The organism is Cochlodiniinecator piscidefendens (assembly GCF_011326755.1).
Classification (GTDB): domain Bacteria; phylum Pseudomonadota; class Alphaproteobacteria; order Rhodobacterales; family Rhodobacteraceae; genus Cochlodiniinecator; species Cochlodiniinecator piscidefendens.
In genome coordinates, this window is record NZ_JAAOIE010000003.1 from 37299 (window position 1) to 61752 (window position 24454).

Below are 24454 nucleotides of genomic sequence, written 5' to 3' on the forward strand. Positions count from 1 at the left end.
CATGGGGTATAATGTAACAATAAATCGCCAAGGCCTGTCAGCGCTTTTTGACCTTAAGGGGAAAAAGGGCGCAATGAGCGACCATGCAGGTGGCATACTGCCTGTATTTCCTGACCAGCATAATACCTACACGCAGTCTGCCGGAAGCACCCTGTTTCACATCGGTCGGAACCATTGGATCTTGCGCGGGGATATTTCCGCTGAAGACACCCTGATTTCGACACTAAAACCTGATCAAGCGCCGTCAGATGTGAGTATTGTGCAGGTATCCGATACCCTTACGTTCTTTTCGGTTGTAGGGGCCGATGCTGCACAAGTGATGTCAATTGCCTGCCCTTTGGATTTGCATTCGTCTGTCTTTGGGGCAGACGCTGTGACGTACACTGAGGTGTTCGGTCTAAAGGCACTGGTATTGCGACAGGAGGGCGGCTTTGAATTTGCTGTTGAGCAAAGTTTTGGCGATCTCATTCAAGATTACCTTGATAGAGCGATAGCATAATAGGCGCATTGCTTTGAATAAACTTCCTTGCTTGGGCGTTATTTTCCCAAGCAAGAATACTATCCAAAAGATAGATCTCCAGAACCTATTGCACGTTGTTCTATCCCCTTTGGCACAGGATTATTCTAAACGAATTTCCTACTGTGAGTCCCTGAATAGATATCTCAATTTCCTCGAGAGTCGCCAGATTCGGCGTCGCTATCTCAGGATAGAATGCTTTTACAAGGGGTCTACAAAATGCCAGCTGTCATTGGAACCAACCAAACAGAAACCCTGATGGGGACGACGGACGAAGATCAAATTGTAGGTTTGGCGGGCGATGATCAGATTACGGGTTCTTCAGGTGCTGATACAATTTACGGGGATTTTGTTTCTGAAAATTTGCTAAATGGCACGGAAGGTGCAACGAGCTTTGCGCAATACAGTGAGGATGCTGCGTGGACCGTTACAACCGACGCTGATGGGCATAGTTCTATGTCCCAAACTGTCGAAACCATTCAAGATGCCACTTATTCAGTGAGCTTTGATTTGGCGGCAAACTATGGTGCGGGGACAGTCAGCGGTGCTGTCGAAGTGTTATGGAACGGCGTTGTTATTGATAGTTTCGATACCAATAGTGCGGTCTTTGAGGCGCATGAAATTAACTTTTCCGGTACTGGCGGCGCAGGTGAGCTGACATTTCGTTCGGTCGAAAGCGATGATGACAGCTCAGCCCCTGTGATCAATACGGACGGGCCAGTATTCTACTACGAAAAATCTATCATGATAGATGGCGAAGCGGTGACCGTTCAGGCTTTTGCCGAGGGACAAACCAATATTTATCAGGTGATGAATGGTCAGCTAAATGTCTTTGATGTTGAAACCGAAACCTATTCACCAGCGGGCGCAAGCGCGACTGTCGGTATAAATGCCATTGGGTTTAACCAAGAGGATGATTTGATTTATGGTATTGCTGTGGGCAACGGGGTAGATGCGCTTGGCAATGCGGTGTCGCGCAGTGACTTAGTCATGATCGATGCGACAGGAGATGCCTATCGCATAGGACCTTCGCCATATGCGTCGTGGACTGCGGATTTTGATGATTCTGGCAATCTATGGGCTTTCCAATCGAGCATGGACCGCGTCACGATGATTGACGTTGACCAGTTTGATGCAGATGGCAACCCGGTTGCGACCACCTTTAAATTTCCAAAGGACATGATTACCGACAAAATGTGGGATGTGGCTTTTGATGCGGCAACACAAACTTTTTACGGGCTAGTCCGGCCCAATTCTGAGGGGGGGCCGGGCAAACTATACTCCATCGATATTTCTGAGGTCGCCAATGGGGGGGAGCCGATTTTTTCCTCTATTACAATTGACGGGACGATGATTGATGGCGTGATGCATTCTGGAATGCCCGCAATCACATTTGGGGCATTGATTATTGATGGGGATGGCAACCTATATGCCGGCGGCAATGGTGGCGACCATGATATGGACGATAGCACAGGTACCTCTGGCGGCATTTATCGTATCGATTTAGACCCAAATACAGGTGCGTATTTTTTAACATTGGTCGCAGATGCGCCCAAAGCTTATTCTAATGACGGTGCTATTGATCCGCGTTCAATGGATCCATTTACCGAAGTTGACGTATCTGCAGGTGTTTTGATCCGATCACCTGAAATGGTTCCAACGACGGGAGCAGATCAGACCTATGACGACACCGTAAATGGGAATGGAGGCCAAGATACCATTGCTGGCGGTCTGGGCGAAGACATTGTGATTGGGGCATCTTTGGGGGACACACTGTCTGGTGATGACGATGACGATGCGATTTACGGAGGTGCAGGCCCAGACAGCCCGCCCAACGGATTGATCTCAGTTTATGACGATGACGGCAATCGGTTTGATCAGTTTGGGAATCCCTTGCCCGAAGACGATGACGTTTTATATGGCGGCGCGGGAAATGATCTTATGAGCGGCTCAGCCGGGCATGATACGCTGAACGGCGGCAGCGGCGACGATACACTAACCGGGGGGTCAGGTTCAGACAATCTGAGCGGCGGCAGCGGCGACGATAGTATGTCCTCGGGATCTGGTGATGATGTCATATTGGGCGGCGAAGGAAATGATGTCTTAAAAGGTGGATCGGGTGCTGACTCTCTGGATGGGGGGAATGGGAATGACTCACTCTACGGAGGGTCAGGTGACGACGACGTTCTCGGAGGTAAAGGCAACGATGTAATCGATTCCGGCGCTGGCGATGACGACGTGCAAGGTGGATATGGCAATGATCGTATTAAGTCAGGCAGCGGCAACGATACAGTTTCAGGAGGAGACGGCAATGATTACATCAACGGGCATACAGGCGATGACGTCATCGACGGTGGCGCAGGCAAAGACAAAATTTACGGTGGTAGTGGAGCTGATGTTATTACAGGCGGTGACGATAGCGATACTTTCGTATTTCGCAGTGGTGATTTAGACGGCAGTACAGATCAAATCACAGACTTTACCCGTGGAGGTGGTCAATCGGACCGGATTGATCTGCGGGGGCTTGATTTGCTAGATGGTGGTCTATCTCAGAGCGAGTGGATTGCAGAAAATATCACCAATAATAATGATGGAACTTTTACAATCGATATCGGGAATGGCGCTATCATTTTGAATGATCACCTCAATCTAGGGGATACATTCCTCGATACGCTTTCCGACGGGTTGCTGATGTAAGGAACGGCGCTCTTCGTTAAACAGCTGGCATTTGCTGTGTCGCGCAGTGAATGCCACCTCCAAGTTCACCAAGTGGATCTACGTTTAGCATCACGATCTCTCTGTCTGGGTAATGCTGTTTAAGTTTGGTTTCTGCGATTTGATCTGTCTCAGCATCTCCGAATTGTGCAGCTATTATTGCGCTGTTGCAGGCATAATAATTGGCGTAAGAGGCGACAAATTCGGGACCCGTGATACGGCGGATATTGGGTTCTGGAATTGTTTCAACATCCAAACCTGCGGTGATAAGCCGTTCGTGCGTTTCAAGCGCCGCTCGGTGAAATGGGTCCTCATCGTCGATCTGTTCTGGAAGATTGACTAATACGCGACCGGGCCCGGTAAAGCGCGCAAGGCTATCAATATGGTAATCGGTTATATCTTCCCCCCAAACACCATTTGACCAAATGAGGCGCTCAGCTCCGTAGGCTTGCAGTAAGTGACGTTCGATGTCTGCGCGCGACATTCCCGGATTACGGTTTCTATTCACCCAAGAACTTTCATGCGCGATGAGGAGGCCATGACCATCTTGTTCCACACCGCCCGCTTCTCCGAATAGCTCGGTTGGGATGAGGGGTAATTCTAGATGATCGGCAACTCTGCGGGCAATTTGTGAATCGTGTTGATGTGTTTGCTTTTCACCCCATCCATTAAATTGGATATGTTTGATGGCCAGTTGTCGATCATTGTTGATCGCGAAAATTGGACCTGCATCTCGGCACCACAAATCCTCGGTTGGTATGTCCCATAGTTCAACCGACGCAGAAAGTTTCTGCCGCGCCGACCTATGAAGGCTTGCATCAGCAAGCATTTTCACGGGCTCAAATTCCGAAATGGTATTGGCGATGTCTGCTATTGTTTGTTGCGTCAGATCCAGAAATTCTGAATCAGAATAAACCTGACGGCTGGCAGGCCATTGCATGAATGTAAACTGATGCGGCGCTTCCTCAGCGGGAACACGATAAGAACCGGCCTCTTGCGCACTGAGTTTGCTATGAAATCCAACCGCAGCCAATGCTGCCCCGCCTTTTATCAATCGCCGCCTGTTCATGAAACTATCACCTACGTTCATTCGGGTTCATTATATCTGCTATCCGTTTTTGAACCAATAGAACCTTAAATGCGCCAACGCTGAACACAGCCCTATTTGACCAAAGCATTGCTCGTGACAGAAGTTGTTTTCGCATGTGGGTTGGGGACAACGGATAAAATGCGCCGTAGGTTTTCGAAACTTTCGCTTGTGCCGTCTTGGACTTCTTCAGCCAAAAAGGCATCCAGTCGTGGCCAAACCTTTACGGCATCATCAACCGCGCGATCTGACCCGGTGGTATAAAGGCCCGCCTGGATCATCAACTCTGCCTGATCATAGGCCCCTAACAGTCGGCGGGCTTCTTTGATCAATATGTTTTCATCGTCACTCGCCGCGTGGGGCAGGCTTCTGGAAACAGAGCGCAACAAATCGATTGCGGGGAAACGGCCTCGTTCTGCGATTTTGCGATCCATAACAATATGCCCGTCTAAAACACCCCGCAAAATGTCGGCTACGGGTTCATCCATATCTGAGCCTGCAACAAGAACGCTAAACACAGCCGTAATGTCACCGCTATCATCCAATCCAGGGCCGGATCGTTCACAAAGGGAGGTGATTAAATGTGTGGTTGACGGGGGGAACCCGCGAAGCGACGGTGGTTCACCGGTAACCAATGCGATTTCACGGTGTGCTTCGGCAAGACGGGTGACAGAATCCGTCAACAACAATACGTGCGCGCCGAGATCACGGAAATACTCGGCAATGGTCATGGCTGTTAAAGGACATTGTCGGCGCTGAATGGGGGATTGGTCCGAGGTGGCAGCGACAACAATCGCGCGGGCCATGCCTTCAGGGCCCAAAGTATTCTCGATAAATTCGCGTACTTCGCGCCCTCGTTCGCCGACAAGCGCAATGACCACAACGTCAGCTTCGACGCCTTGGGCAAACTTTGACAGAAGGGTAGATTTTCCAACACCTGAACCCGCGAAAAGCCCGATACGTTGACCTCGAACCAAAGGAAGCAGTGTGTTGAAGGCAGAAAGCCCGGTTTCTAAACGTGCTCCTAGTGTTTTGCGAATTGTTGCCTTGGGGGGCGCATTGTGGAGTGAACGGGCATCGGGGCCACGGCGCAGTGGACGACCATCCATCGGTTGGCCAGCGGCATCTATGACACGACCGATCCAACTCGGGTCAGGGGATATGGTCATTGGCCCTTCGTGAAAAACACGGTCACCGATAACGATTCCGCTGACTTGCCCATCAAGCAGTGCAATGGCCCTGTCTTCGGTAATCTGAAGAATTTCGCCACCGATGAGCGCGCCTGATTTTGCATGTATAGAAATGCGATCACCAATGCTGGCAATATCTGAAAGCCCTTTAACGACTAGCGTACCATGAGAAATTTCGGCGACACGGCCTATGGATTGTACAGTGTCGATTGTCGAAATTTCTGCAAGTAAGGATTCTAGCTTTAAATGTGTCATCGGGATTCTCCTGCGTGAGCTGACAACCTTTTCTAAAGGAATCACAGTTAAGCATTGGTTGAAACCAATCGAGGGAGAAGCCCCGATGCTTAATAAGATAGAACTCTTCCGCATGGCTGGAGCCATGACCGAACATTCGAGCGAACGTCATCAGATGATCGCTCGTAATATCGCAAATGCTGATACCCCAGGGTATCAGGCGCGCGATCTTGTTTCTTTTTCTGACACCTATGAACGCAGTGATACGGGCGGGGCGGCATTACGTTCTACGCGGTCAGGGCATATGGATTTCGTTGGCGGCGGCGTTGGTGCTGAATATGGCACCTATTTGACCCATGAGGATTCAAACCCGAACGGCAATACCGTTTCTCTTGAAACCGAAATGATGCGCAGCACTGAAAACCGGTTTCAACACGACATGGCGTTGTCGATCTACAAAACATCACTGGGAATTTTACGCAGCAGCCTTGGGCGTCGCTAAGCGGAGGATAAATTTATGACAGTTCTTTCTGACACACTTGCACTTTCCGCGAGCGGAATGCGCGCTCAGGCCATTCGTTTGCGTCATTTGTCTGAAAATATCGCAAACGTGGACACGCCGGGTTACCACAGAAAAACCATAGCCTTTGAACAGGTTATGGAAGGTGGGAACCGCAACGGCGAGGTGCAGGCTGGACCTGTGCAACTGGATCGCAGCGAATTAACCCAAATTTACGAACCGGGTCATCCGCTTGCGAATGAGAACGGCTACTTTGATGGATCGAATGTCGATCTGGTGGTCGAAATTGCTGACTCGCGCGAAGCGCAACGCAGCTATGAGGCGAACCTCAAAATGTTCGATCAAGCGCGGCAAATGTCGCAAGGGTTGCTCGAACTACTTAGAAAATAATGGAGTACAGAATGGACATCCGTTCCTCAATGGCCGCGCAGAATTACGCGGCAACACGACCCCTAACAGCACCTGACCCCGAGGCCGAAGGCAGTAATGTACTGGGTCAGGCCGCTTCCGAATTTGCCCAAGTTTTGCAACAGGGCGAAGAAACGGCAATGGCGACTATGGCCGGGCAGGCTGACCCTGCCGCTTTGGTTCAGGCTTTGGCGCAAACCGAACTCGCCGTTGAGGTCGCAGTGACGGTTCGCGACAAAGTTGTCGAAGCCTATCAAGAAATCCTGCGGATGCCTGTGTGATCCATGGACGAGGCAATTTTCTTTGACACGATGCGTCAGGCGCTCTGGATCGCGGTAACAATCTCGGTGCCAATTTTGGTGGTCGCTTTGCTTGCCGGTTTGGCGATTGGCCTTTTTCAGGCGTTGACCTCAATCCAAGAGATGACCCTGACCTTCGTGCCAAAGTTGATTGCGATCGTGGCTGTGTTTTGGGCCTCAATGGGGTTTATGACACAGACTCTCGTAAGCTTCTTTACTGAACGGCTTATACCTCTCATTGCAGGAACTTAATTCATGGAAGCAGCAACCTATACCACGCTCACCCGTCAATCCGGTTTACGCCGTGAGATGCAAGTCGTGGCAAATAACATAGCCAATATTTCGACCACCGGTTTTCGGCGCGAAGGATTGGTGTTTTCTGAATACATCAGCGAAATTGAAGGCCAAAGCCGATCTATCTCGATGGCGACTGCAAATGTTCAATTCAATGAACATGCGCAGGGACCGCTGTCACATACCGGTGGTACATTTGATTTCGCAGTCGAAGGCGAAGGGTTTTTCCTGATTGAAACCCCAGAAGGGGAGCAATTGACCCGCAACGGGTCTTTTACCCCGGATGCTAATGGTGAACTTGTCACGCATGACGGGTACCGTGTTTTAGATCTTGGTGGTGCGCCGATTTTTATCCCACCAGATGCTGGCCCAATTGCGAGTGCATCTGATGGAACATTGTCTGCTGGCGGTCAGCCATTAGCGCAAATCGGCCTATTCAACCCGATTGATATGTCTGAACTCAGCCGACGAAACGGCGTACGGTTTGCTGTCGAAAATGGCGTGGAGCCAATTGAAGGCTCACCGATACTTCAGGGCTTTTTAGAAGATTCAAATGTGAACCCGGTGATGGAAATCGCACGGATGATCGAAGTGCAACGCGCCTATGAACAAGGGAAGGGCCTTATGGACAAAGAGGATGAACGTATTCGTGGCGTCCTCCAAACTTTAGGTCGTTAGAGAAAGGATTTCACAATGCGTGCTTTAACAATTGCAGCCACGGGTATGAGCGCCCAACAGATGCGGGTGGAAACCATTTCCAACAATCTCGCGAATATGAACACCACTGGGTATAATGCGCGACGGGCTGAATTTGCGGATTTGCACTATCAACAACATTCAAGAGCTGGTTCCATCAGTTCTGCTGATGGCACAGTGATGCCCACGGGCGTTCAGCTTGGTTTGGGGGTGCGCCCGGCTTCGGTTACGATGGAACTTGCTCAAGGATCGCTGAGCCAAACTGGCGGTGATTTGGATGTTGCTATTGAAGGCAGCGGTTTTATTGAAATTACGCTTCCATCTGGAAGTGCAGCCTACACCCGTGATGGCGGATTGAAACGTTCTGCTGACGGGCAGTTGGTGAACTCTGATGGGTATCCCGTAGCCCCAGATATTACGATTCCGTCCGATACACGAAGCGTTTCGATCAACGGAAATGGCGAAGTTTACGCTCACTTTACCGATCAAGTCGCACCGCAATTATTGGGGCAATTTACATTGTCTAACTTTACCAACGCCAAAGGGCTTGAGGCTATTGGTGGAAATCTATTCGTTGAAACCTCGGCGTCCGGTCCTGCAATTTCCGGTGCTCCAGGCGAAGATGGGTTGGGGACGTTGCGCCAAGGTTACTTGGAAAACTCATCCGTAGATGCCGTGCGAGAAATTACAGAGCTGATTGAAGCACAGCGCGGATATGAATTGAATGCCAAAGTTATTACTGCGGCAGATCAAATGATGGCAGCTGCGGCACAGGTGCGCTGATGAAACGAGTTCTTGCCAGTATATGTTTTGCTATGATGGCAACCAGTGTGTGTGCCGAAGTGGTCGTAGCATCGCGAACCATACGCAGCCATACGATGTTAACAGAGCAGGATTTGCTGCTTAACGTTGGTGAGGTTCCCGGTACTTACACTGCGATAGAACAATTGATTGGGCAAGAATCCCGTGTGGTTTTGTATGCGGGGCGACCTATACGATCAGGTGAAGTTGGGCCGGCAGCAATTATCGAAAGAAATCAAATTATTACGCTTGTCTATAATGGCGGTGGCCTGATGATCGCTACCGAAGGTCGTGCGATGGGACGTGCGGCACCAGGCGAACGGTTGCGCGTCATGAACTTGTCTTCACGCAGCACTGTTACTGGGCAAGTCGCAGAGGACGGAACGGTTTACGTAGGCCAATGATGGAATATCGGATGAAAAAAGTAGCAACTTTGACATTATTGATCGCTGCAACGGCTTGCGGACGACTAGAAGAGGTCGGACGCGCGCCGAGCTTTACACCTTTGGAAGGAAATCAGGAACAACACGCGATGCTGGTTCCCGGATTACCTGCGGAAATTACTCCTACGCGCCCTGCGGATCAGGCGTCCCTTTGGACCGGATCTCGTGGTTCTTTGTTGGGGGATCGTCGTGCAATGCAGCGTGGGGATATTCTAACGGTTGTTATCGAAATTGATGATAGCGCTGAAATTTCAAACTCGACGGCGCGCAATAGAAGCGGGTCGGAAAATCTAGGCATAAATGGGTTGTTTGGAATCCCACAGCGATTGGATGAACGTCTGCCTGCGGGGGCCAGTATGGCCGATGCTATTAATACCACGTCTACCAGTGCGTCGGCTGGAACAGGTAACGTTAGACGGAATGAAAAGCTGGAGCTTCGCGTTGCAGCTACCATCGTCGATGTTTTACCGAATGGTGTTTTGTCGCTTCAGGGCAGTCAAGAAGTCCGGGTGAATTTTGAGCTGCGGGAACTCTTGGTAACAGGTTTTGTGCGGCCAGAAGATATCTCGCGGCAAAATGAAATCACGTACGACAAGATCGCATCTGCACGCATTTCTTATGGTGGGCGCGGACAAATTACAGATGTTCAGCAACCACGCTATGGCCAGCAAATTCTGGACATTGTGGTGCCGTTCTAAGAAAGGAAGCTGTTTTGGGTAAAATATTTCCAATACTATTGGCCCTTATCGGAACTGGGGCAGGTGTCGGTGCCGGTATTTTTTTGAAACCTGAATCTGAAGAGGTTGTGCAAATCAATCCATGTGGTCCAGGCGACGAAGGTCACGTGGTGGCTCACGAAGAACCCGAATCCGAAAATGTGGACAACGCAACAGTCGAATATATTCGCTTGAGCAATCAGTTTGTTGTGCCGGTTATCGAAGAAGGGCATGTTGCGGCGTTGGTCGTTATGGCTCTTAGCTTGGAAATTGAGCCGGGCAACAGCGAAACGGTGTTTTCTCACGAACCAAAATTGAGAGACGCGTTTTTACAGGTTTTGTTTGACCACGCAAATGCAGGCGGTTTCGAAGGTGCATTTACAGGCGCATCAAAGATGTTGTTGCTTAGAAATGCGCTATCCGAAGTCGCACGCAGAGAATTAGGGCCAATGGCGTTGAGTGTTTTGATCCATGATATTAACCGGCAAGATGCTTAACTCAGAGCGTTTTGTTTCGGTCTTTGCGCAGCATTTCTAATTGCGCGGCTTCCGCTAGTTTTTGAATAGCCATATTTCGACCAAAAGAAATCTTAGCCTTTGCGGTTAAGGTTTCTTTTTCGACTCGAATCTTGGCGAGCTCTGCAAGCTTCTCTCGAATACGCATGTTGCACCAACGGGCGACTGCGTCCCCTTGTGTGGCTGCAAACCCTAAATCCTCCATAGTGTGTTCCGTAGGAAATTTTAGGCCGGTGCGGGATTTTTCACGCAGAGCTGCGATATCCGCGTTGAGGGCGCTCTCTTTGCTGTTTAGTGCTTTGACGGCCTGTAGGTCCGTATCTAACGCGAGTTGTGTTAACTCTTCCAGCGCATTCAGTTTATTTGGCATTGGCTTTGCTCCGGATCGATTTGGCTTTTTCACGCATCGCTTCTGCAAAGCGAATAGCTGCGGCGACTGCGGCGTAGTTGTCTGGTGGAATGTCATTCCCAATGTCCACAGTCGCGTAAATCGCGCGCGCCGTAGGGGGGTCACTGTGAATTGGTACGCCCGCTTCGTGAGCCGTTTCGCGGATGCGGGCAGCCACTTCGTCAACGCCTTTGGCGACGCAAGTTGGAGCGCGGCCTTCAGCGCGATTCCACTTTAGTGCAACGGCGTAATGAGTGGGGTTAACTATGATGACATCCGCATTTGGAACATCAGCCAACATCTGGTTCATTGCGATATCGTACCCACGCTGCCTGCGTTGCTGTTTCATGTGGGGATCGCCATCTTGCTGTTTGGTTTCGTCCGTTATTTCCTTTCGCGACATTCTATTTTTTCGCTCATGTTCATTTTGTTGAAAGAGATAATCAATGCCCCCGATGCCCAGGGCAATGAAGAGTACGATGGACAAAAATTGAATGATCAGATCGCCAATGGCAGCGCCAATTAAAGTCGGCGGAAGGTGGACGACCCCCATCAAAAGATCGATTTTCCCAAATAAAAACACCCACAAAACGATCGCATAAATAATGAGCTTTGAAGCGCTTTTCGCAAATTCGAATAACCCACTGCGCCCGAACTTGTTTTTTGCATTTGAGATCAGAGAGATACGGGACAGCTTGGGTATTAGCTTATCTGGTGCAAAGACATAGTTCTTCTGCAAAATTAGCATGAGAACTAGGGCCGCGATCGGGATGCCAAACAGTGCGGATAGCGAAGGGGCTAGCGTGCCAAGCAATCGTGCGGTGACAGGGGTTGCATTTCCTTCAAAAAACATAGGTGCAAGTTGATCAGGTTGGCCGATCAAAATCGCCATGGCTGTTCCAACGCTTTGTAAAACATAAAAACCAACGACAGACAGGGCGAGCAAAAAACCAGCGTAGACCGCGGCAGTATTTAAATCGGCCGACTTGGCGAATTCGCCTTTTTTACGGGCGTCATCCAGTTTTTTTTGGGTGGGTTCGTATTGCTTGTCTTCGTCTTCGGAGTTTTCTGACATTAACGTACTCCGAACGGATTGGCCAAATACTCAGAAAACGCTTCGACCCAGATTGTAAGTAAAATTGGGGAGATCATGAACAGAAGCAACAATCCTCCGGCGGTAATTGCGGGCGCACCAACCATCGCGACCATGAGCTGGGGCATGGCTTTATTGATGACGCCCAAAGCAATATTGTAAATAACGGAAGCAACAACAAAGGGCGCGGCCAAGCTAAAAGCCATGGCAAAGCTTTTGGATACTTGCTGAATACCCCATTCAGAAATGACACCGGGATGTGGAAAAACTCCATAGGGCAGGACAGAATAAGAATAAATGATGGCCTCAGCAATACGCACATGTAACCCGAGCAAGGTTGCAAGCGCTAAGCCACTAAACAATAGGATATGTCCCATAGCCGGCGCAGCTTCGATCGATCCACCGCCAAAGATTTGCGAAAGTGAGGTGACCTGAGCCGCAATAGCCCCCGCAACTTGCAGTGCCATGACAAACAATCGCAGGCCAAAACCAAGGGCTAGCCCTGCCAGAACTTCGGTTGCCAGGGCTATTGAAATCACGTCCGATTGGTCAAAACCAGCGGGTAATACAGGAATGATCGCTGGGGCTACGATGATGGTAAAGCACAGGGAAAGCCCCAGTTTTACGCGATTTGGGATGCTTTGTTCCCCAAATACAGGCAGGAAAGCCATCGCAGCGCTGACACGTAGAAACACTGCAAACCCAGCCAACATAGAGGCATGGGTCAGCGAGAGCATTTCTGCCGCCGCGTCCATCATGCGGGGACCAGACCAACGAGAGAGGGACGCGCTTCGGTTCCGATTTCTTCGTAGGATAAAACAGGATTGTGGATGCCTTTTGCGGCCAAAAGCGTTTTTAGAAAACGTCGACGTCGGCGCGACGTGATAATGGCAGGATACACCCCCATTTCACCTGATTTCGCGACACGTTCTGCGACACCGTTGGCAAGTTTATTAAAGTCATCCGGTGGCAAAGCAACGTCAGATTGCCCCAGCGGGCCTTCGACTTGATAGGCTGCGAATGTGTCTTCCCATTCTTGGGCCAACTGGACGAGCGGGATTGTCCCGTCATCGCGTTTCATTTCCGCAACCAATTGAAAGCCGAGGCGTTGGCGAACATGTTCACAGATGGCCTCTGGGGGGGCTCCGCCGATGCGGGCCTCGGCCGTTGCTTCTAAAATGAGAGAAAGGTTTCGAATTGAAACACGTTCCTCCAGCAATAGGCGCATGACGCTGAGCAATAAATCAACTGGAACTTTATCCGGAACCAATTCATCAAGCATTTTTTGATTTGCATCGGCACGAACTGGGTCGCTGAGATTGGTAAATTCATCGAGCAATCTACGCAGTGCTTTGAGCGTAAGTAAGCGTGGAAAGTTGCGTTTTATTACCTCTAGCAGATGGGTCGCCATGACCTCAGCCGAAGAGACGATTGTTGTGCCGGTTAGTGCCGCGTCTTCTTGACGATGTTGGTCGATCCAACGGGCAGGTGCACCATATACGGGCTCTCTGACGTCTTGGCCCGGAGGTAGCAAATCAGCTGATTCAGCAACAAGCGCGAGCACTTTTTCAGGGAATAGAACATCGCGCACCTGTTCAACGCCTTGGATACGAATTACGTAGCTACCGGGCCGCAGCGAGGCATCGTCCGTCAGGCGGATTTCAGGGAGGATCAACCCGAACGAAGTCGCAACATGATTACGCATATTGGAGATACGAGAATCTAGCCCGGTTGCTGGATCTAAAATCATGCTTACTAAGTCTGGCGCGAATTCGACGTGAATATCATCCAAATCTAACATATCACCAATTGAGGGTTCTTTGGTCTCAACCGGAGTTTCATGTAACGCATTTTGGGCTAACGCCTCAGCTGCGATTTTCTTTTCTCCTAAATACCAAGCGGCGGCCCCTAGGGTCAGGGCCCCTAGCATGAATGGGAGGAAGGGAAGCCCGGGCACCAATGCAAAGAGTGCCATGAGGACGGCGACCGTAGCAATGGCGCTCGGGTAACGGCCAATTTGTTCTAAAATGGCCGTATCTGTGGCCCCAGTTGAGCCACCACGAGCAAGCAATAGAGCAGCAGCGATAGAAATGATAACTGCTGGAATTTGTGTGACTAGCCCGTCGCCGATTGTCAAAATGGCGTAGGTTTCAAATGCCTGGGATATCGGCATGTCGTGAATGACGACGCCCATTATCAGACCCATCACTAGATTGAGCAGTGTGATCAAAAGACCCGCGGTGGCGTCCCCTTTTACAAACTTGGAGGCACCGTCTAAAGAACCGAAAAAGGTTGTTTCGGCTTGCTCTGTTTCGCGTCGCTTTTTGGCCTCGTCATGATCAATCGCTCCGGCTGACATATCTGCATCAATGGCGAGCTGTTTGCCGGGCATTGCATCAAGTGCAAATCGCGCACCAACCTCTGCCATGCGGCCTGCGCCCTTGGTGATCACAATAAAATTCACGATCATCAGCACGCCAAATACGACAAGACCCATGAACACGCTGCCGCCCATGATGAAATTGGCAAAACCTTCAATCACGTTACCTGCGGCAGACGTGCCGGTATGACCCTCGCCTATGATAAGTTTAGTCGAGGAAACGTTTAACGACAGGCGCAGCATGAGTGATGCCAGCAACACTGTTGGAAAAGCAGAGAAATCCAAAGGTCTTTGGATAAACAGGGTTACGGTGAACATCAAAATTGCCAGAGCAAAGGATGTTGCGAGGCCAATATCCAACATCCAAGCGGGAACAGGCAAAATCATCATTACGATCACAGCCATCAGCGCTAACGCAAGCAGGATGGTTGGTTGGAAAAGATCAGAAACGGAGAGGGAAAATTTCATGGGTCAATTTCCAATAAATGGGGTCACGGTACGCATCGCTGTTGTTGGGACAAGAGAGCCGCGCCCGGAATTTGCTTCGCCCTGCAATAGACGAAACCCGTTTTGCCTAACTGGTTGTGGGATGTTTGGGGGCGGCGTTTGGGGTGTGGTTGCGTTATAACTTGATGTAACTATGTCCGGAATTTCGGGAGCATCTTCGGTTAGCTGGGCCCGAAGCTGATCAAAGCGTGCACGATACCGTTGCGCATATTGAGGTGTTCGCGAGTGGTAGGCACCAGCAGCAATACTCCAATCACCCATTTCATTGTATAGGCTGGTTAGAAACTGTGCGGCGTAGCGCGTGTTCGCAATGGGGTCGAACATTTCTTCTATTGAGGCAAAATTTTCGCCATGCCAGCGGTAGTTGATCTGAAAACACCCGACATCAAAACTGCGCGCGCCCCGCCCGTAGTTTTCCATGACATATGATAGCGCCTCATCGGGTGATTGGAACCATCGTCCGGTGCCTTCCATGTTCACCGTCCAGGGCCATGGGTGCATTTCTCCTTGGGAACGGCGGCCTGTTTCCGTCAGCGATATGGCGCGCAAGACCGATAGGGGCACACCAGATTCTCGAGAGACTTGTATGGCTGCTTGATTGCATATGGCTGAAACTGATGGGTTTATGACTGCGGCGCTGACGGTCGTATGGATGAAAACACAGCAAACAAATATTAGCTGTTTGCCATAGCGGGTCATGAATTTGGGGACGATTCTCGTCATTGATCGCTCTTCTAGCAATAGTGTTCTTAGAAACCCTATAAAGTTAAGGTTTACAAAGTGTGACCGATTGCCATTAGTCGATTGTATTTTCTTGCAAAAGGGCTTGTATCCCCGAACGAACCTCTTGGCTTCCTGCTATTAAAGTTTGGGCCTGTCTTAGGCCATCTTCAGTTGGGCTCTGGGTTACCGGAAGAGGTGTCGAAGGTGCTTCTGACAGCTGTGTTGCTGCCCATATTTGTTGGGGTGTCCCGACATTTGTAATTTGCTCTAGATCGTTTGATATCCAAGCAATGTGATTTTGTACCGTATCTGGTAGTGCGTCCTGATTTAATGCGCTGGCTCTGTCGAATTCTCCCAACCGAAGGTACGCTTCGGCGCGTAAAACGGTGGCTTCAGCTGAAACCAGTGAGGCTATTTCGGCCAAGGCTTGAGTCGGATTATGTTCGGATAAAGCCGCTCGCGCTAGGATGAGCAATTCTACCTCTGTAGGAGGAGAGCTTGGTTTTAATACATCACGGGCCTTTTGTGGGAATCCCAAATGTACTAAACGGCTAGACATAGCTCTGCGAGTTTCTTGCGCTAGGTCGAGATTGTCAATGTCCGAAGAGCGTTGGAATACAAAATCCAAGAAGGCAATATCAACAGCGGAAGCGGTCAGTTTGTCAAAGACGTGGGCCCAGAGCAAAGCTGTTTGCGTGTCGTCAGATATTTCGGGTTCTATCGCTGATAGAAGTTCGAAAGCATCCTCAAATCGCAGAGAATTGGTAAGCGTTTCAACGAGTGCCTGATTCATTGCATGGCCAAGTTCATCACCCTGCAGTTCAAATGCGAAAGCTTGGGCAATCTCTAAGACATCTTCTTCAACCGCGAGGCCCTGACTGTTCTTGAGGTTCATTAATGAGATGAGTGCTTCTGGCGCATAATCGCTGCCGTTGCTTGCAATGTCTGATAATTCTTGCTCAGCTTCGACCATTGAAGCGTCGGATAAATCTTCCGTGAGATCTAACTCAGCTTCGGCCAAACGGAAAAGATCTCCATGTTCGCCATCGGCACGTGAGACTGCCGTTTGAATGGCATAGGCCGTGTCGGTGTCGCCAGCGCCGATAAACCGAAGGGACAATGGTGGCCCTAGTAGGCGACGTAAATGCAACGGAAGCCCCGAAAACGTATTTGTTAAAGCGGAAACATCAACAGCTTGAGATGAGTCCAACGTGGGCTGCGCCAAAACGGACCACATGGAAACAGCGCCTGGGCAATTGTGCTGCGCTTCAAAAATAGAGTGATCTTCGGCATATCCGGTTTCCATGATATCAGCCAACGTTCGCAACAGGTTGGCCTCCCATGAGGTGTTTTCAAAACTATCTAAAACCGCACGAGCTTCGGCGCCAAAACCGGCCAAAAGATATGCTTTGGCCAAATTTTGCACGGAGCTTTCATTCGTTTCATCAATTTCATTTGTTAACGACGTACGCGCTAAGGTGATATTGTCCATTAGCGCACCCGGATCCCCCCAGGTTTCGTAACTGAGGAAGTTATCACTGATGCAGCTGACAACACCTTCCATTTCAGCAGGCACCCCAGGCATTGAAGATAATACTTCACGCTCGATGCTATTTAATGCCTGAAAATTGATGTGCGCCATTGCAACAGGAGGTTCAGTAATTAGAACTTCCTCAATTTCGGGAGTGGGCGTTAGAAGCTCGGGCTGGCTGGCGGGAAGCTCGGGCAAGTCAATATTTGGCGTTAACAGGTTACTTGCTGCGGCTTCGGACAGTTCATGAAGTAAAGCTGTGCGCGTTTCTGACAAGTCTATAGAGTTAGCTAGAAGTTCTGCAGGCTCGGCGCTCAGTTCTGATTGTATGTGCTGATACTGTGGAATGAGGTCAGCGTCATCGGGAAAGAGTGGTAGAATAGAGTTTAAAGTTGCCTGCATAGGGGCTCTCGCAGGGCGTGGCGCAGGCAAGGGGGGTAACGATTGTTCAAAAAGAGCCGTTTGAGGTGGGGTGCCATCTCGAATATCAATGACGATCAGGCCGCCGCTCATTTCAAAGGCATTCGCAAAGCAATCGCAGCTACTCGCTATATTGAGAGTATTGGTCTCTGGATCAAAGTCGAGGCCCGAAATCCGTTCCCGGGGCACGCGTTCAAATACGTTGGTGAGGTCGAGGTCGTGCGCGCCACTGGTTAATCGGAATTCGTACCCACCGTTTGAACGGCCCATTTCCCACGTAGGAACAGAGTTGAAATTGAGCGCGAGCCTCGTAAACGAGGCATGCTCTCCTGCTTGTACAACGAGATCCTCCGCCTGAGCAGAAAGTGGAACTGTGCAAAAAAGAAGGATACGAAGATATTTCATGCTGCGCTCTGTTTGAGTTCTTTTAGGGCTTCTTCGAGTTCGGTATAGCTGGGACGATTGTGGCCAGGTGTGTTTTGGCGTCCCACCTCTATGCAGATATTTGTGGCGTGATTATGTAGGTTTGCGACGAGGACTTCGCGAATTAGCTGGTAAAAATGTGCGTCTTCCTCAATCACTGATTTAACCTTAACAGAGAATGGACCAACGAGACCGTAAGCCAAGAACACCCCAAGGAAAGTACCCACAAGCGCACCACCAATCAATTTACCAAGCACCTCTGGTGGCTGATCAATAGATCCCATAGTTTTAATAATACCCAAAACAGCCGCAACAATTCCAAGCGCCGGTAGGCCGTCTGCAATGGTTTGTAACGCGTGACTTGAATGAAGAGCATGATGCAGGTTGGCGTCCATACGCTTTTCAAGGACCTCTTCGACCTGATGTGGGTCATCATAATTCATAGATGCGGATCGTAGGGTGTCGCAGATCAGATTTATGGCTTCTTTATCGGTAAGAATTTTTTCATACTTACTGAAGATCGAAGATTCTTCTGGGGCTTCAATATGTTCTTCAAGAGCGACGGGGTTTTGTTTGGCCAATCGTACTAACTCAAATAATAGACAAAGAAGATCTTTGTAGTCTTCAGCCATCCATTTGCGGCCTTTAAATATCTTCCCCAGATCTTTGACGGTGTGTTTGATTGCGGCCATATCGTTAGAAACGATAAATGCGCCAACGGCAGCGCCGCAGATCATGGTTGCTTCGAAGGGGAGGGCCTTGAGAATGATTCCCATTTTGCCGCCCGCAGCTAGATAGCCACCAAATACCATCACAAAGATAATGACGATTCCGACGATTCCAATCATTGGTGCTGCTCCATAAAGTAAGTTTCTTGTGACTCACAATTGCAGAAGAGAGTTAATAAACTGCCGACGTTTCGATTTATTCTGTCGGAGCTAAGGCGTTGCGCCCGGCCAAAATAATACTGATCAAATAAGCAGTCTGTGGTTCGAGATCGGCCATGATGTTAGCGGCTGCTTCTGGGTTCATACGACCCACAAAACCGGATGCAAATTCAGCGTCCATTTCTTGGAATAACGCAGCAGCATCGGCCGGTTTCATATTCTCATAAACCATTGTCAGCCGGGATATATCATCTTCCGCAGCCGTACTGGACTGTGCCATCGTTTGTGCCAAAGCTTCTTCTGCAGAGATTAAATTACTCAAATTCTGATCCAGCAGAGTCTCTGATACCGCCAGCGCTTGAATTCTTTCCTGTAACTCTGCTTCCCGGTTTTGGAGTTCACCTTCGCGGCGTAGCAAAGTTGCGAGCAGTTCTGCGCTATCCTGCCCGCCTTCGCAAAGCGCGGGGGCAAGCGGAGGCGGTGTATCTTCTGCGTTATTGGCGAGCGCTTCCACCTCACGTGCGATTGCGATTCCCGCTCCGTCACTGAGCCTTAGTAAACCTGACGCTAAGAAAAGTCCTGAGATGATTACGAGTACGCCACGACCGGCGGACCTTTGTTTTTTTCCAGAGGATTTTTTTGCCATTAGGATGCCTCGTCCGTTCTATGACGCATAAACATGAGTGCGCTTTCACCAGCTGGTGGCGTCGTGTCCGGATTACTTTCAGGCTTTGGTGTCTTGATCTCCTCAACGGGCGCAGCAGCTTCTGGCAGATCATGCATAGATGCAACAAGCAGTTCTAAGCGCTGGGCAACTCCCTCTGCGCGATCCGTTAGACCATCAAGGGACATCGTAGACGATTGAGCCGCAACTTGTGCTTTCTCCAGCGTCTTGGTCATGTCATCGACCTGAGCCGACAAAATGGCGACGGCTCCTCCCACACCTTTTTCCAGATCATTAAATTTCGACAAACGCCTTGATAAGATGAAACAATAGAATGTCGCACCAAGCGCGCCGGCCAGTAGAAAAATATCAGCGATCAGTCCCATTTCCGCCTCCTAGCTAAGTACAAATTCCATAATGAGAAGATCGCGAACGCGGCCTTCCCCTACAACGGTTTGAACCCGGCGCAGCATTTGTGCGCGTAGTTTGATCAATGCACTTGGATCTTCGAGTTCTTCGATATTCACGGCCCGTAGATATCCATTTAAGACATCCAAAATCCGGGGCATTAATGTTGTTACATCTTCGCTATATCCATCAGCCACTTCGAGTTGAGCAGTGAATCTAAGATAGCTACTTGTGCTGCCTGGGCGCAGGCTAACAATGAGTGGATCAACTGGGATGAAAGCAATCGCAGGTAAGGCGTCGATCTCTTCTAGATCTTCGGACTCTTCTTCTGCGTGTTCCGTTCCATCACCAAGAATCATGCCGCTACTCACAGCATAAAACCCGCCACCGCCACCAGCAATTGCTAGGACGAGACCCAATATTAATGGGAGTTTTGATTTTTTCTTAGGGACGACTTCGCCGTCTTCAGCAGGGAGTTCTTCTTCCGCCATTTTTTGCACCAAATTTTTTGACTACGAATCTTCTATAGCCTGCCAAGAGCTAACCGATTGTTAAGGCTGATAGCGGAAAGTCCGAATCTAACAGGCAGAAGTCTGTGAGCAGAAGGAGAATCCGTGTGCAGCAACTCTCGTCGGCCTGGACCGCACTAGATGGAAGAAAAAGAGCAATTGTTTTGCTCGCCGTTGTCGCGGTCTTTGCGTCAATAATCACAATGTCCCGTATGGCAATGCAACCCAATCTATCGCTACTGTATTCGGGTTTGGAAACAGGGGCTGCGGGCGATGTCGTGCGATCCCTAGAACAACGTGGCGTGCCTTATGATGTGCGAGGTGGTTCAATTTTTGTGCCTGCAGCGCAACGTGATGAATTGCGTATGACATTGGCAAGCGAAGGGCTGCCTGCAAATGGAGGCGCTGGGTATGAGTTACTTGATTCCCTTTCAGGGTTTGGGACAACTTCCCAAATGTTCGACGCAGCGTACTGGCGGGCAAAAGAGGGCGAATTGGCGCGCACAATCGTGTCGAGCCCAGCAGTGCGTAGCGCACGCGTTCATATTTCTAATCCGTCTTCTCAGCCTTTTCGAAGGGAATTGGCAGCGTCTGCATCCGTATTTGTAACACCTGCATCTAATACGGTTAGCCCCGGACAGGCCCGTTCGTTTAGGTTTTTGGTCGCATCTGCAGTTTCAGGGTTATCAGTTGAAAACGTATCCGTGATAGATGGGCAAAGCGGCCAAATCATTGGTGTGGATGACGCAAACAATTCAACGGGTGATGATCGCGCCCAGGAGTTGAAACTCTCTGTTGAACGTATTTTGGCAGCACGCGTGGGTGCGGGGAATGCGGTTGTAGAAGTCAGTGTTGAAACGAATTCAGAACGCGAAACAATTGTCGAGCGCCGTTTCGATCCGGAAACACGTGTCGCGATCAGCACGGATACAGAGGAACGTACTACCAACAGTCAAAATTCGGGCAGTAATGCGGTGACAGTTGCCAGCAATCTACCAGATGGGCAGGGCACAAACGAAGGTCAGACATCAAATAGCCAAGACAGCGAAACACGTTCGCGAGTGAACTTTGAGGTTTCTGAAACCCAAAGAGAAATAGAACGTGCGCCAGGTGCGGTACGCCGTATTACAGTTGCGGTGTTGGTTAATAATGTCGAAGCAGTAAATGACACTGGCCAGATCATAACTGAACCGCGTGGAGAAGAAGAACTCTTGGCGTTGCAAGAATTGGTTTCATCTACCGTTGGATTCGATGAGGCGCGGGGCGATGTCATCACAATTAAATCTATGGAGTTCCAGCCAATTGAGGAACTCGGAACATCCGCGATTCCCGCAGGGATCGGAAGCCTCAATCTCGATGTGATGTCTCTTATTCAAATTGCGGTTTTGGGAATTGTCGCACTGTTGTTAGGCTTATTTGTTGTCAAACCAGTCTTAACATCCGGCGCCTCCGCGCCACTCCCATTGCCTTTGGCCAATACTGACCGCGACCTCGTTTCTGAAAACGCGTTGCAGCCTTCTGTTGCGCAGCAAAACCAGAATTTGGGCGCTTTAACGGGTGAAATTGACGATGGCGATTTTATTCCTGGAAATATGTCTCTTGTTGGGGGTGGTGCCGATCAAGCGCAGCCAAATTTTGTCATGGGACAAGATACACCTGCTGACCCCGTGGATCGCTTGCGCGGGCTCATCGAAGATAGACAACAAGAAGCCGTCGAAATCTTGCGCAGTTGGATGGAAGAAACAGAGGAGAGAACATAATGGCTGTATTCGTTTTAGAAGACTTTGATGACGTTTCTTTGACCTCTTTAGGGGCTCCTGGGTTGGGTGATGTCAATGTCGAGGAGATCCGCCTGCAGGCCTACGAAAGCGGATATACCGCCGGCTGGGAAGACGCAGTAAAGGCGCAATCAACGGATAAGGAAAGGGTTTCTGCTGCCTTTGAACGTAATTTGCAAGAGCTCTCATTTACCTATCACGAGGCGCGCAATGGAGTGTTGCAAGGATTCGAGCCACTGCTTCGCGAAATGGTTTCAAAGGTATTACCAGCCCTAGGGCAAGCTCAGTTCGCTGAAACGGTTGTCGCCGCAATAAAGAAGATTGCTGAAGAGCAAGTGAACACGCCGATTGAAGTGGTTCTGTGTTCAGAAAATCGTGAGGCCATCGAAGCAATGTTGTCACCTGAACCAACCCTTCCAATCGAAATTGTTGAAGAGAGTTCCTTGGGTGAAGGGCAGGTTTATCTGCGCTTTGGCACATCAGAGCAAAAAATTGACTTGTCCCAAATCCAAACGCAACTGTTGTCGTCTGTTGATGGCTTTTTTGAACGTAAAGCAGGATGAACGCTATGAATGATACAGCACATAACCCTTTTACTCAGGTTCCAATTGAAATCACAATTTCCGTTGGCAAAGCTCGCCCCGTCGTCAAAGATTTGTTAAATCTAGGTCCAGATGCGGTTTTGGTTTTAGACCGGCGCGTCGATGACCCGGTAGAGCTTTTTATCGGCGATAAATTGATTGCCCGTGGTGAACTGCAGGAACTCGAAGGCGATCAACAAGGCCAACTCGCGGTGAGATTGACCGAAGTTGCCGACTTGCAAAACGGTTTATAATTTATGCGTATTGTTGTTGCTGTCACCCTAATCATCTTTGCCCTGACAGGCATGGCACAGGCTCAGGATGTTTCGCTTTCCTTTGGCGATCAGGGGTCTTTGACCACGCGTTCTGTACAGTTGTTTGTGCTGATCACATTGCTTAGCATTGTGCCGGGGCTTGCAATTATGGTGACGTGTTTCCCATTCGTGGTGACTGTTCTGTCAATTTTACGTCAAGGGATCGGGCTGCAGCAAGCGCCACCAAATATGCTCATTATTAGTTTGGCGATGTTTCTGACCTACTTTGTGATGGAACCCGTTTTCATGGCCGCATGGGAGGGGGGGATTGAACCACTTATTGCTGAGCAAATTACGGTTGAGCGTGCGTTTACGTTGACGCTTGAACCTTTTAGGGCGTTCATGACTGGGCGGATCGATCCCGACACATTTGAAACTCTGGCGGCCCTGCGTCCCGATGCTGCTGGTGAGGGCTTGACCGAGGCAACGCCACTTTCACTCATGATCCCATCCTTTTTATTGAGCGAAATTGAGCGTGCCTTCCAAATAGGGTTTTTGGTGTTTTTGCCATTTTTGATCATCGACCTCGTTGTTGCGGCTATTTTGATGTCGATGGGGATGATGATGGTTCCGCCCGCAATTGTTTCACTGCCGTTCAAATTGGCGTTTTTTGTAGTTGCAGACGGTTGGGCATTGATTTCAAGCGCACTTGTCCGCAGCTATTTTTGAGGCGGTAGAGAGTTCCTGCCATCCGGGGTAAGAAGAGAAATCTCTTGCCCCTCAATCACAATTGGATACAGCGCGCGGCCAAAAGCAGCGCCGCCATCAATGTTTACTCTGTTGCCGTAATTGGTTGCGGCATCAATCGGTGTGTGGCCGTGGACGATTAATGCGCCATGATCGCGCATATCCTCTAGAAATTCTTTGCGGATCCACAATAGGTCATCTTCTGTTTGTTCTGAAAACATACGCCCAGGTTTCACGCCTGCATGCGCAAAAAATAGACCATCTATCTGAAAAGACGTAGGTAGGTTTTCAAGATATGTAAGGTGTTCTTGCGGCACTTTAACTAGCGCTTCAGCGTGAAGTTCCTGAAGGTCATATTGGGCCGGTGCCAGGACGCCATAAGACTTTAATGTTGTTATTCCACCTAAACGTTCGTGCAGCCATGTAAGATCAGTGCGTAAAACTGGGTCTTGGTAGCTTGGGTCTTTCAAAAAACCTTCAAACATCCGATCGTGATTGCCTTTGAGGACGATCCAAGGTGCCCCTTGGCTTTGCCCCTGTGAAAGGTGTGATATGACGCCTGCACTTTCTGGGCCGCGATCCACCAGATCACCAATATGCACGATTAGTGCATCGGGAGAGTTGGTAATAGATTTATCTTTGGCAATTAGATCATGCGCCAGCTTTAGCTTGTCTAAATGCCCGTGAATATCGCCAATAGCGTAAATGCGGTTTGTCATATTGATC

At 49.7% G+C, this 24454-nt stretch carries 28 protein-coding genes; 15 read left to right on the forward strand and 13 right to left on the reverse strand.

What is annotated here, in order from left to right:
• The first annotated feature begins 1 nt into the window (after position 1).
• Complete coding sequence (locus G9C99_RS08995) at positions 2-499, forward strand: aminomethyltransferase family protein (RefSeq protein WP_166417169.1); 498 nt, start codon at positions 2-4, stop codon at positions 497-499.
• A 237-nt stretch (positions 500-736) separates the two neighbouring features.
• Positions 737-3214, forward strand: a complete 2478-nt coding sequence (locus G9C99_RS09000; protein WP_166417170.1) for a DUF6923 family protein — start codon at positions 737-739, stop codon at positions 3212-3214.
• A gap of 16 nt (positions 3215-3230) precedes the next feature.
• On the opposite strand, the gene G9C99_RS09005 is transcribed toward G9C99_RS09000, so the two are convergent.
• Positions 3231-4301, reverse strand: a complete 1071-nt coding sequence (locus G9C99_RS09005; protein ID WP_231704032.1) for an agmatine deiminase family protein — start codon at positions 4299-4301, stop codon at positions 3231-3233.
• Positions 4302-4393: 92 nt separating this feature from the next.
• On the reverse strand, positions 4394-5764 hold the full coding sequence (locus tag G9C99_RS09010; protein ID WP_166417172.1) for a FliI/YscN family ATPase: 1371 nt from the start codon (positions 5762-5764) through the stop codon (positions 4394-4396).
• Between the two features lie 85 nt (positions 5765-5849).
• On the opposite strand from G9C99_RS09010, the gene G9C99_RS09015 reads away from it, so the two are divergent.
• From G9C99_RS09015 to G9C99_RS09055, 9 genes are read left to right on the forward strand one after another with little or no spacing between them, the layout of a single operon-like run.
• Positions 5850-6245 (forward strand): FlgB family protein, encoded by a 396-nt coding sequence (locus tag G9C99_RS09015; RefSeq protein WP_166417173.1) that lies wholly within the window; start codon positions 5850-5852, stop codon positions 6243-6245.
• A gap of 15 nt (positions 6246-6260) precedes the next feature.
• Positions 6261-6653 carry a flagellar basal body rod protein FlgC gene (gene flgC, locus G9C99_RS09020; protein ID WP_166417174.1) on the forward strand — a complete coding sequence of 131 codons (393 nt, stop codon included), beginning with the start codon at positions 6261-6263 and terminating at the stop codon, positions 6651-6653.
• An 11-nt stretch (positions 6654-6664) separates the two neighbouring features.
• Positions 6665-6952, forward strand: coding sequence for a flagellar hook-basal body complex protein FliE (gene fliE, locus G9C99_RS09025; RefSeq protein ID WP_166417175.1), 288 nt, complete (start codon positions 6665-6667; stop codon positions 6950-6952).
• Between the two features lie 3 nt (positions 6953-6955).
• On the forward strand, positions 6956-7222 hold the full coding sequence (locus tag G9C99_RS09030; protein ID WP_166417176.1) for a flagellar biosynthetic protein FliQ: 267 nt from the start codon (positions 6956-6958) through the stop codon (positions 7220-7222).
• Between the two features lie 3 nt (positions 7223-7225).
• On the forward strand, positions 7226-7942 hold the full coding sequence (locus G9C99_RS09035; protein ID WP_166417177.1) for a flagellar hook-basal body complex protein: 717 nt from the start codon (positions 7226-7228) through the stop codon (positions 7940-7942).
• Positions 7943-7957: 15 nt separating this feature from the next.
• The gene (gene flgG / locus G9C99_RS09040; protein WP_166417178.1) at positions 7958-8743 is read left to right on the forward strand and encodes a flagellar basal-body rod protein FlgG; all 786 of its coding nucleotides are present in this window, start codon (positions 7958-7960) and stop codon (positions 8741-8743) included.
• A complete protein-coding gene (gene flgA, locus G9C99_RS09045) occupies positions 8743-9165 on the forward strand; it encodes a flagellar basal body P-ring formation chaperone FlgA (RefSeq protein WP_166417179.1) in 423 nt (140 codons plus the stop codon). Before flgG ends, flgA begins: the two co-directional genes overlap by 1 nt.
• 11 nt (positions 9166-9176) lie before the next feature.
• The gene (flgH, locus tag G9C99_RS09050; RefSeq protein WP_166417180.1) at positions 9177-9902 is read left to right on the forward strand and encodes a flagellar basal body L-ring protein FlgH; all 726 of its coding nucleotides are present in this window, start codon (positions 9177-9179) and stop codon (positions 9900-9902) included.
• Positions 9903-9916: 14 nt separating this feature from the next.
• Entirely contained in the window at positions 9917-10417 is a 501-nt protein-coding gene (locus tag G9C99_RS09055) for a flagellar basal body-associated protein FliL (protein ID WP_166417181.1), read from the forward strand.
• 1 nt (position 10418) lies between these two features.
• Here the strand turns inward: G9C99_RS09055 and G9C99_RS09060 are convergent, their stop codons facing one another.
• From G9C99_RS09060 to G9C99_RS09105, 10 genes are all read right to left on the reverse strand, one after another.
• Complete coding sequence (locus G9C99_RS09060; RefSeq protein WP_166417182.1) at positions 10419-10805, reverse strand: hypothetical protein; 387 nt, start codon at positions 10803-10805, stop codon at positions 10419-10421.
• On the reverse strand, positions 10795-11898 hold the full coding sequence (locus G9C99_RS09065; RefSeq protein WP_166417183.1) for an EscU/YscU/HrcU family type III secretion system export apparatus switch protein: 1104 nt from the start codon (positions 11896-11898) through the stop codon (positions 10795-10797). Before G9C99_RS09065 ends, G9C99_RS09060 begins: the two co-directional genes overlap by 11 nt.
• Positions 11898-12674: a flagellar biosynthetic protein FliR gene (locus tag G9C99_RS09070; RefSeq protein WP_166417184.1), complete on the reverse strand. Its 777-nt coding sequence runs from the start codon at positions 12672-12674 to the stop codon at positions 11898-11900. Before G9C99_RS09070 ends, G9C99_RS09065 begins: the two co-directional genes overlap by 1 nt.
• Positions 12671-14764: a flagellar biosynthesis protein FlhA gene (flhA, locus tag G9C99_RS09075; RefSeq protein WP_166417185.1), complete on the reverse strand. Its 2094-nt coding sequence runs from the start codon at positions 14762-14764 to the stop codon at positions 12671-12673. Before flhA ends, G9C99_RS09070 begins: the two co-directional genes overlap by 4 nt.
• A 3-nt stretch (positions 14765-14767) precedes the next feature.
• Positions 14768-15526: a transglycosylase SLT domain-containing protein gene (locus G9C99_RS09080; protein ID WP_231704033.1), complete on the reverse strand. Its 759-nt coding sequence runs from the start codon at positions 15524-15526 to the stop codon at positions 14768-14770.
• A gap of 73 nt (positions 15527-15599) precedes the next feature.
• Positions 15600-17882, reverse strand: a complete 2283-nt coding sequence (locus G9C99_RS09085) for a hypothetical protein (RefSeq protein WP_166417186.1) — start codon at positions 17880-17882, stop codon at positions 15600-15602.
• The gene (gene motA / locus G9C99_RS09090; RefSeq protein WP_166417187.1) at positions 17879-18748 is read right to left on the reverse strand and encodes a flagellar motor stator protein MotA; all 870 of its coding nucleotides are present in this window, start codon (positions 18746-18748) and stop codon (positions 17879-17881) included. The genes G9C99_RS09085 and motA overlap by 4 nt, the downstream gene beginning before the upstream one ends.
• A gap of 76 nt (positions 18749-18824) precedes the next feature.
• Positions 18825-19433, reverse strand: coding sequence for a MotE family protein (locus tag G9C99_RS09095; RefSeq protein WP_166417188.1), 609 nt, complete (start codon positions 19431-19433; stop codon positions 18825-18827).
• Positions 19433-19837, reverse strand: coding sequence for a hypothetical protein (locus G9C99_RS09100; RefSeq protein WP_166417189.1), 405 nt, complete (start codon positions 19835-19837; stop codon positions 19433-19435). Before G9C99_RS09100 ends, G9C99_RS09095 begins: the two co-directional genes overlap by 1 nt.
• A 9-nt stretch (positions 19838-19846) precedes the next feature.
• Entirely contained in the window at positions 19847-20350 is a 504-nt protein-coding gene (locus tag G9C99_RS09105; protein WP_166417190.1) for a flagellar basal body-associated FliL family protein, read from the reverse strand.
• Positions 20351-20475: 125 nt separating this feature from the next.
• On the opposite strand from G9C99_RS09105, the gene fliF reads away from it, so the two are divergent.
• The 4 genes from fliF to fliP are packed head-to-tail and all read left to right on the forward strand — an operon-like array spanning position 20476 to position 23710.
• The gene (fliF, locus tag G9C99_RS09110) at positions 20476-22128 is read left to right on the forward strand and encodes a flagellar basal-body MS-ring/collar protein FliF (RefSeq protein WP_166417191.1); all 1653 of its coding nucleotides are present in this window, start codon (positions 20476-20478) and stop codon (positions 22126-22128) included.
• Positions 22128-22709, forward strand: coding sequence for a FliH/SctL family protein (locus tag G9C99_RS09115; RefSeq protein ID WP_166417192.1), 582 nt, complete (start codon positions 22128-22130; stop codon positions 22707-22709). Before fliF ends, G9C99_RS09115 begins: the two co-directional genes overlap by 1 nt.
• A gap of 5 nt (positions 22710-22714) precedes the next feature.
• Complete coding sequence (locus G9C99_RS09120; protein ID WP_166417193.1) at positions 22715-22981, forward strand: FliM/FliN family flagellar motor switch protein; 267 nt, start codon at positions 22715-22717, stop codon at positions 22979-22981.
• Positions 22982-22984: 3 nt separating this feature from the next.
• Positions 22985-23710, forward strand: a complete 726-nt coding sequence (gene fliP, locus G9C99_RS09125) for a flagellar type III secretion system pore protein FliP (protein WP_166417194.1) — start codon at positions 22985-22987, stop codon at positions 23708-23710.
• Here the strand turns inward: fliP and G9C99_RS09130 are convergent.
• Positions 23701-24447, reverse strand: coding sequence for a metallophosphoesterase (locus tag G9C99_RS09130; RefSeq protein ID WP_166417195.1), 747 nt, complete (start codon positions 24445-24447; stop codon positions 23701-23703). The two genes, fliP and G9C99_RS09130, sit on opposite strands and share 10 nt — an antisense overlap.
• Positions 24448-24454: the final 7 nt, after the last annotated feature.

Bases quoted from the DNA above. Each gene is read 5' to 3' on its own strand.
- G9C99_RS08995 (WP_166417169.1), top strand. From the start codon at position 2: ATGGGGTATAATGTAACAATAAATCGCCAAGGCCTGTCAGCGCTTTTT.
- G9C99_RS09000 (WP_166417170.1), top strand. From the start codon at position 737: ATGCCAGCTGTCATTGGAACCAACCAAACAGAAACCCTGATGGGGACG.
- G9C99_RS09005 (WP_231704032.1), bottom strand. From the start codon at position 4,301: ATGAACAGGCGGCGATTGATAAAAGGCGGGGCAGCATTGGCTGCGGTT.
- G9C99_RS09010 (WP_166417172.1), bottom strand. From the start codon at position 5,764: ATGACACATTTAAAGCTAGAATCCTTACTTGCAGAAATTTCGACAATC.
- G9C99_RS09015 (WP_166417173.1), top strand. From the start codon at position 5,850: ATGCTTAATAAGATAGAACTCTTCCGCATGGCTGGAGCCATGACCGAA.
- flgC (WP_166417174.1), top strand. From the start codon at position 6,261: ATGACAGTTCTTTCTGACACACTTGCACTTTCCGCGAGCGGAATGCGC.
- fliE (WP_166417175.1), top strand. From the start codon at position 6,665: ATGGACATCCGTTCCTCAATGGCCGCGCAGAATTACGCGGCAACACGA.
- G9C99_RS09030 (WP_166417176.1), top strand. From the start codon at position 6,956: ATGGACGAGGCAATTTTCTTTGACACGATGCGTCAGGCGCTCTGGATC.
- G9C99_RS09035 (WP_166417177.1), top strand. From the start codon at position 7,226: ATGGAAGCAGCAACCTATACCACGCTCACCCGTCAATCCGGTTTACGC.
- flgG (WP_166417178.1), top strand. From the start codon at position 7,958: ATGCGTGCTTTAACAATTGCAGCCACGGGTATGAGCGCCCAACAGATG.
- flgA (WP_166417179.1), top strand. From the start codon at position 8,743: ATGAAACGAGTTCTTGCCAGTATATGTTTTGCTATGATGGCAACCAGT.
- flgH (WP_166417180.1), top strand. From the start codon at position 9,177: ATGAAAAAAGTAGCAACTTTGACATTATTGATCGCTGCAACGGCTTGC.
- G9C99_RS09060 (WP_166417182.1), bottom strand. From the start codon at position 10,805: ATGCCAAATAAACTGAATGCGCTGGAAGAGTTAACACAACTCGCGTTA.
- G9C99_RS09065 (WP_166417183.1), bottom strand. From the start codon at position 11,898: ATGTCAGAAAACTCCGAAGACGAAGACAAGCAATACGAACCCACCCAA.
- G9C99_RS09070 (WP_166417184.1), bottom strand. From the start codon at position 12,674: ATGATGGACGCGGCGGCAGAAATGCTCTCGCTGACCCATGCCTCTATG.
- flhA (WP_166417185.1), bottom strand. From the start codon at position 14,764: ATGAAATTTTCCCTCTCCGTTTCTGATCTTTTCCAACCAACCATCCTG.
- G9C99_RS09080 (WP_231704033.1), bottom strand. From the start codon at position 15,526: ATGACGAGAATCGTCCCCAAATTCATGACCCGCTATGGCAAACAGCTA.
- G9C99_RS09085 (WP_166417186.1), bottom strand. From the start codon at position 17,882: ATGAAATATCTTCGTATCCTTCTTTTTTGCACAGTTCCACTTTCTGCT.
- motA (WP_166417187.1), bottom strand. From the start codon at position 18,748: ATGATTGGAATCGTCGGAATCGTCATTATCTTTGTGATGGTATTTGGT.
- G9C99_RS09095 (WP_166417188.1), bottom strand. From the start codon at position 19,433: ATGGCAAAAAAATCCTCTGGAAAAAAACAAAGGTCCGCCGGTCGTGGC.
- G9C99_RS09100 (WP_166417189.1), bottom strand. From the start codon at position 19,837: ATGGGACTGATCGCTGATATTTTTCTACTGGCCGGCGCGCTTGGTGCG.
- G9C99_RS09105 (WP_166417190.1), bottom strand. From the start codon at position 20,350: ATGGCGGAAGAAGAACTCCCTGCTGAAGACGGCGAAGTCGTCCCTAAG.
- G9C99_RS09115 (WP_166417192.1), top strand. From the start codon at position 22,128: ATGGCTGTATTCGTTTTAGAAGACTTTGATGACGTTTCTTTGACCTCT.
- G9C99_RS09120 (WP_166417193.1), top strand. From the start codon at position 22,715: ATGAATGATACAGCACATAACCCTTTTACTCAGGTTCCAATTGAAATC.
- fliP (WP_166417194.1), top strand. From the start codon at position 22,985: ATGCGTATTGTTGTTGCTGTCACCCTAATCATCTTTGCCCTGACAGGC.
- G9C99_RS09130 (WP_166417195.1), bottom strand. From the start codon at position 24,447: ATGACAAACCGCATTTACGCTATTGGCGATATTCACGGGCATTTAGAC.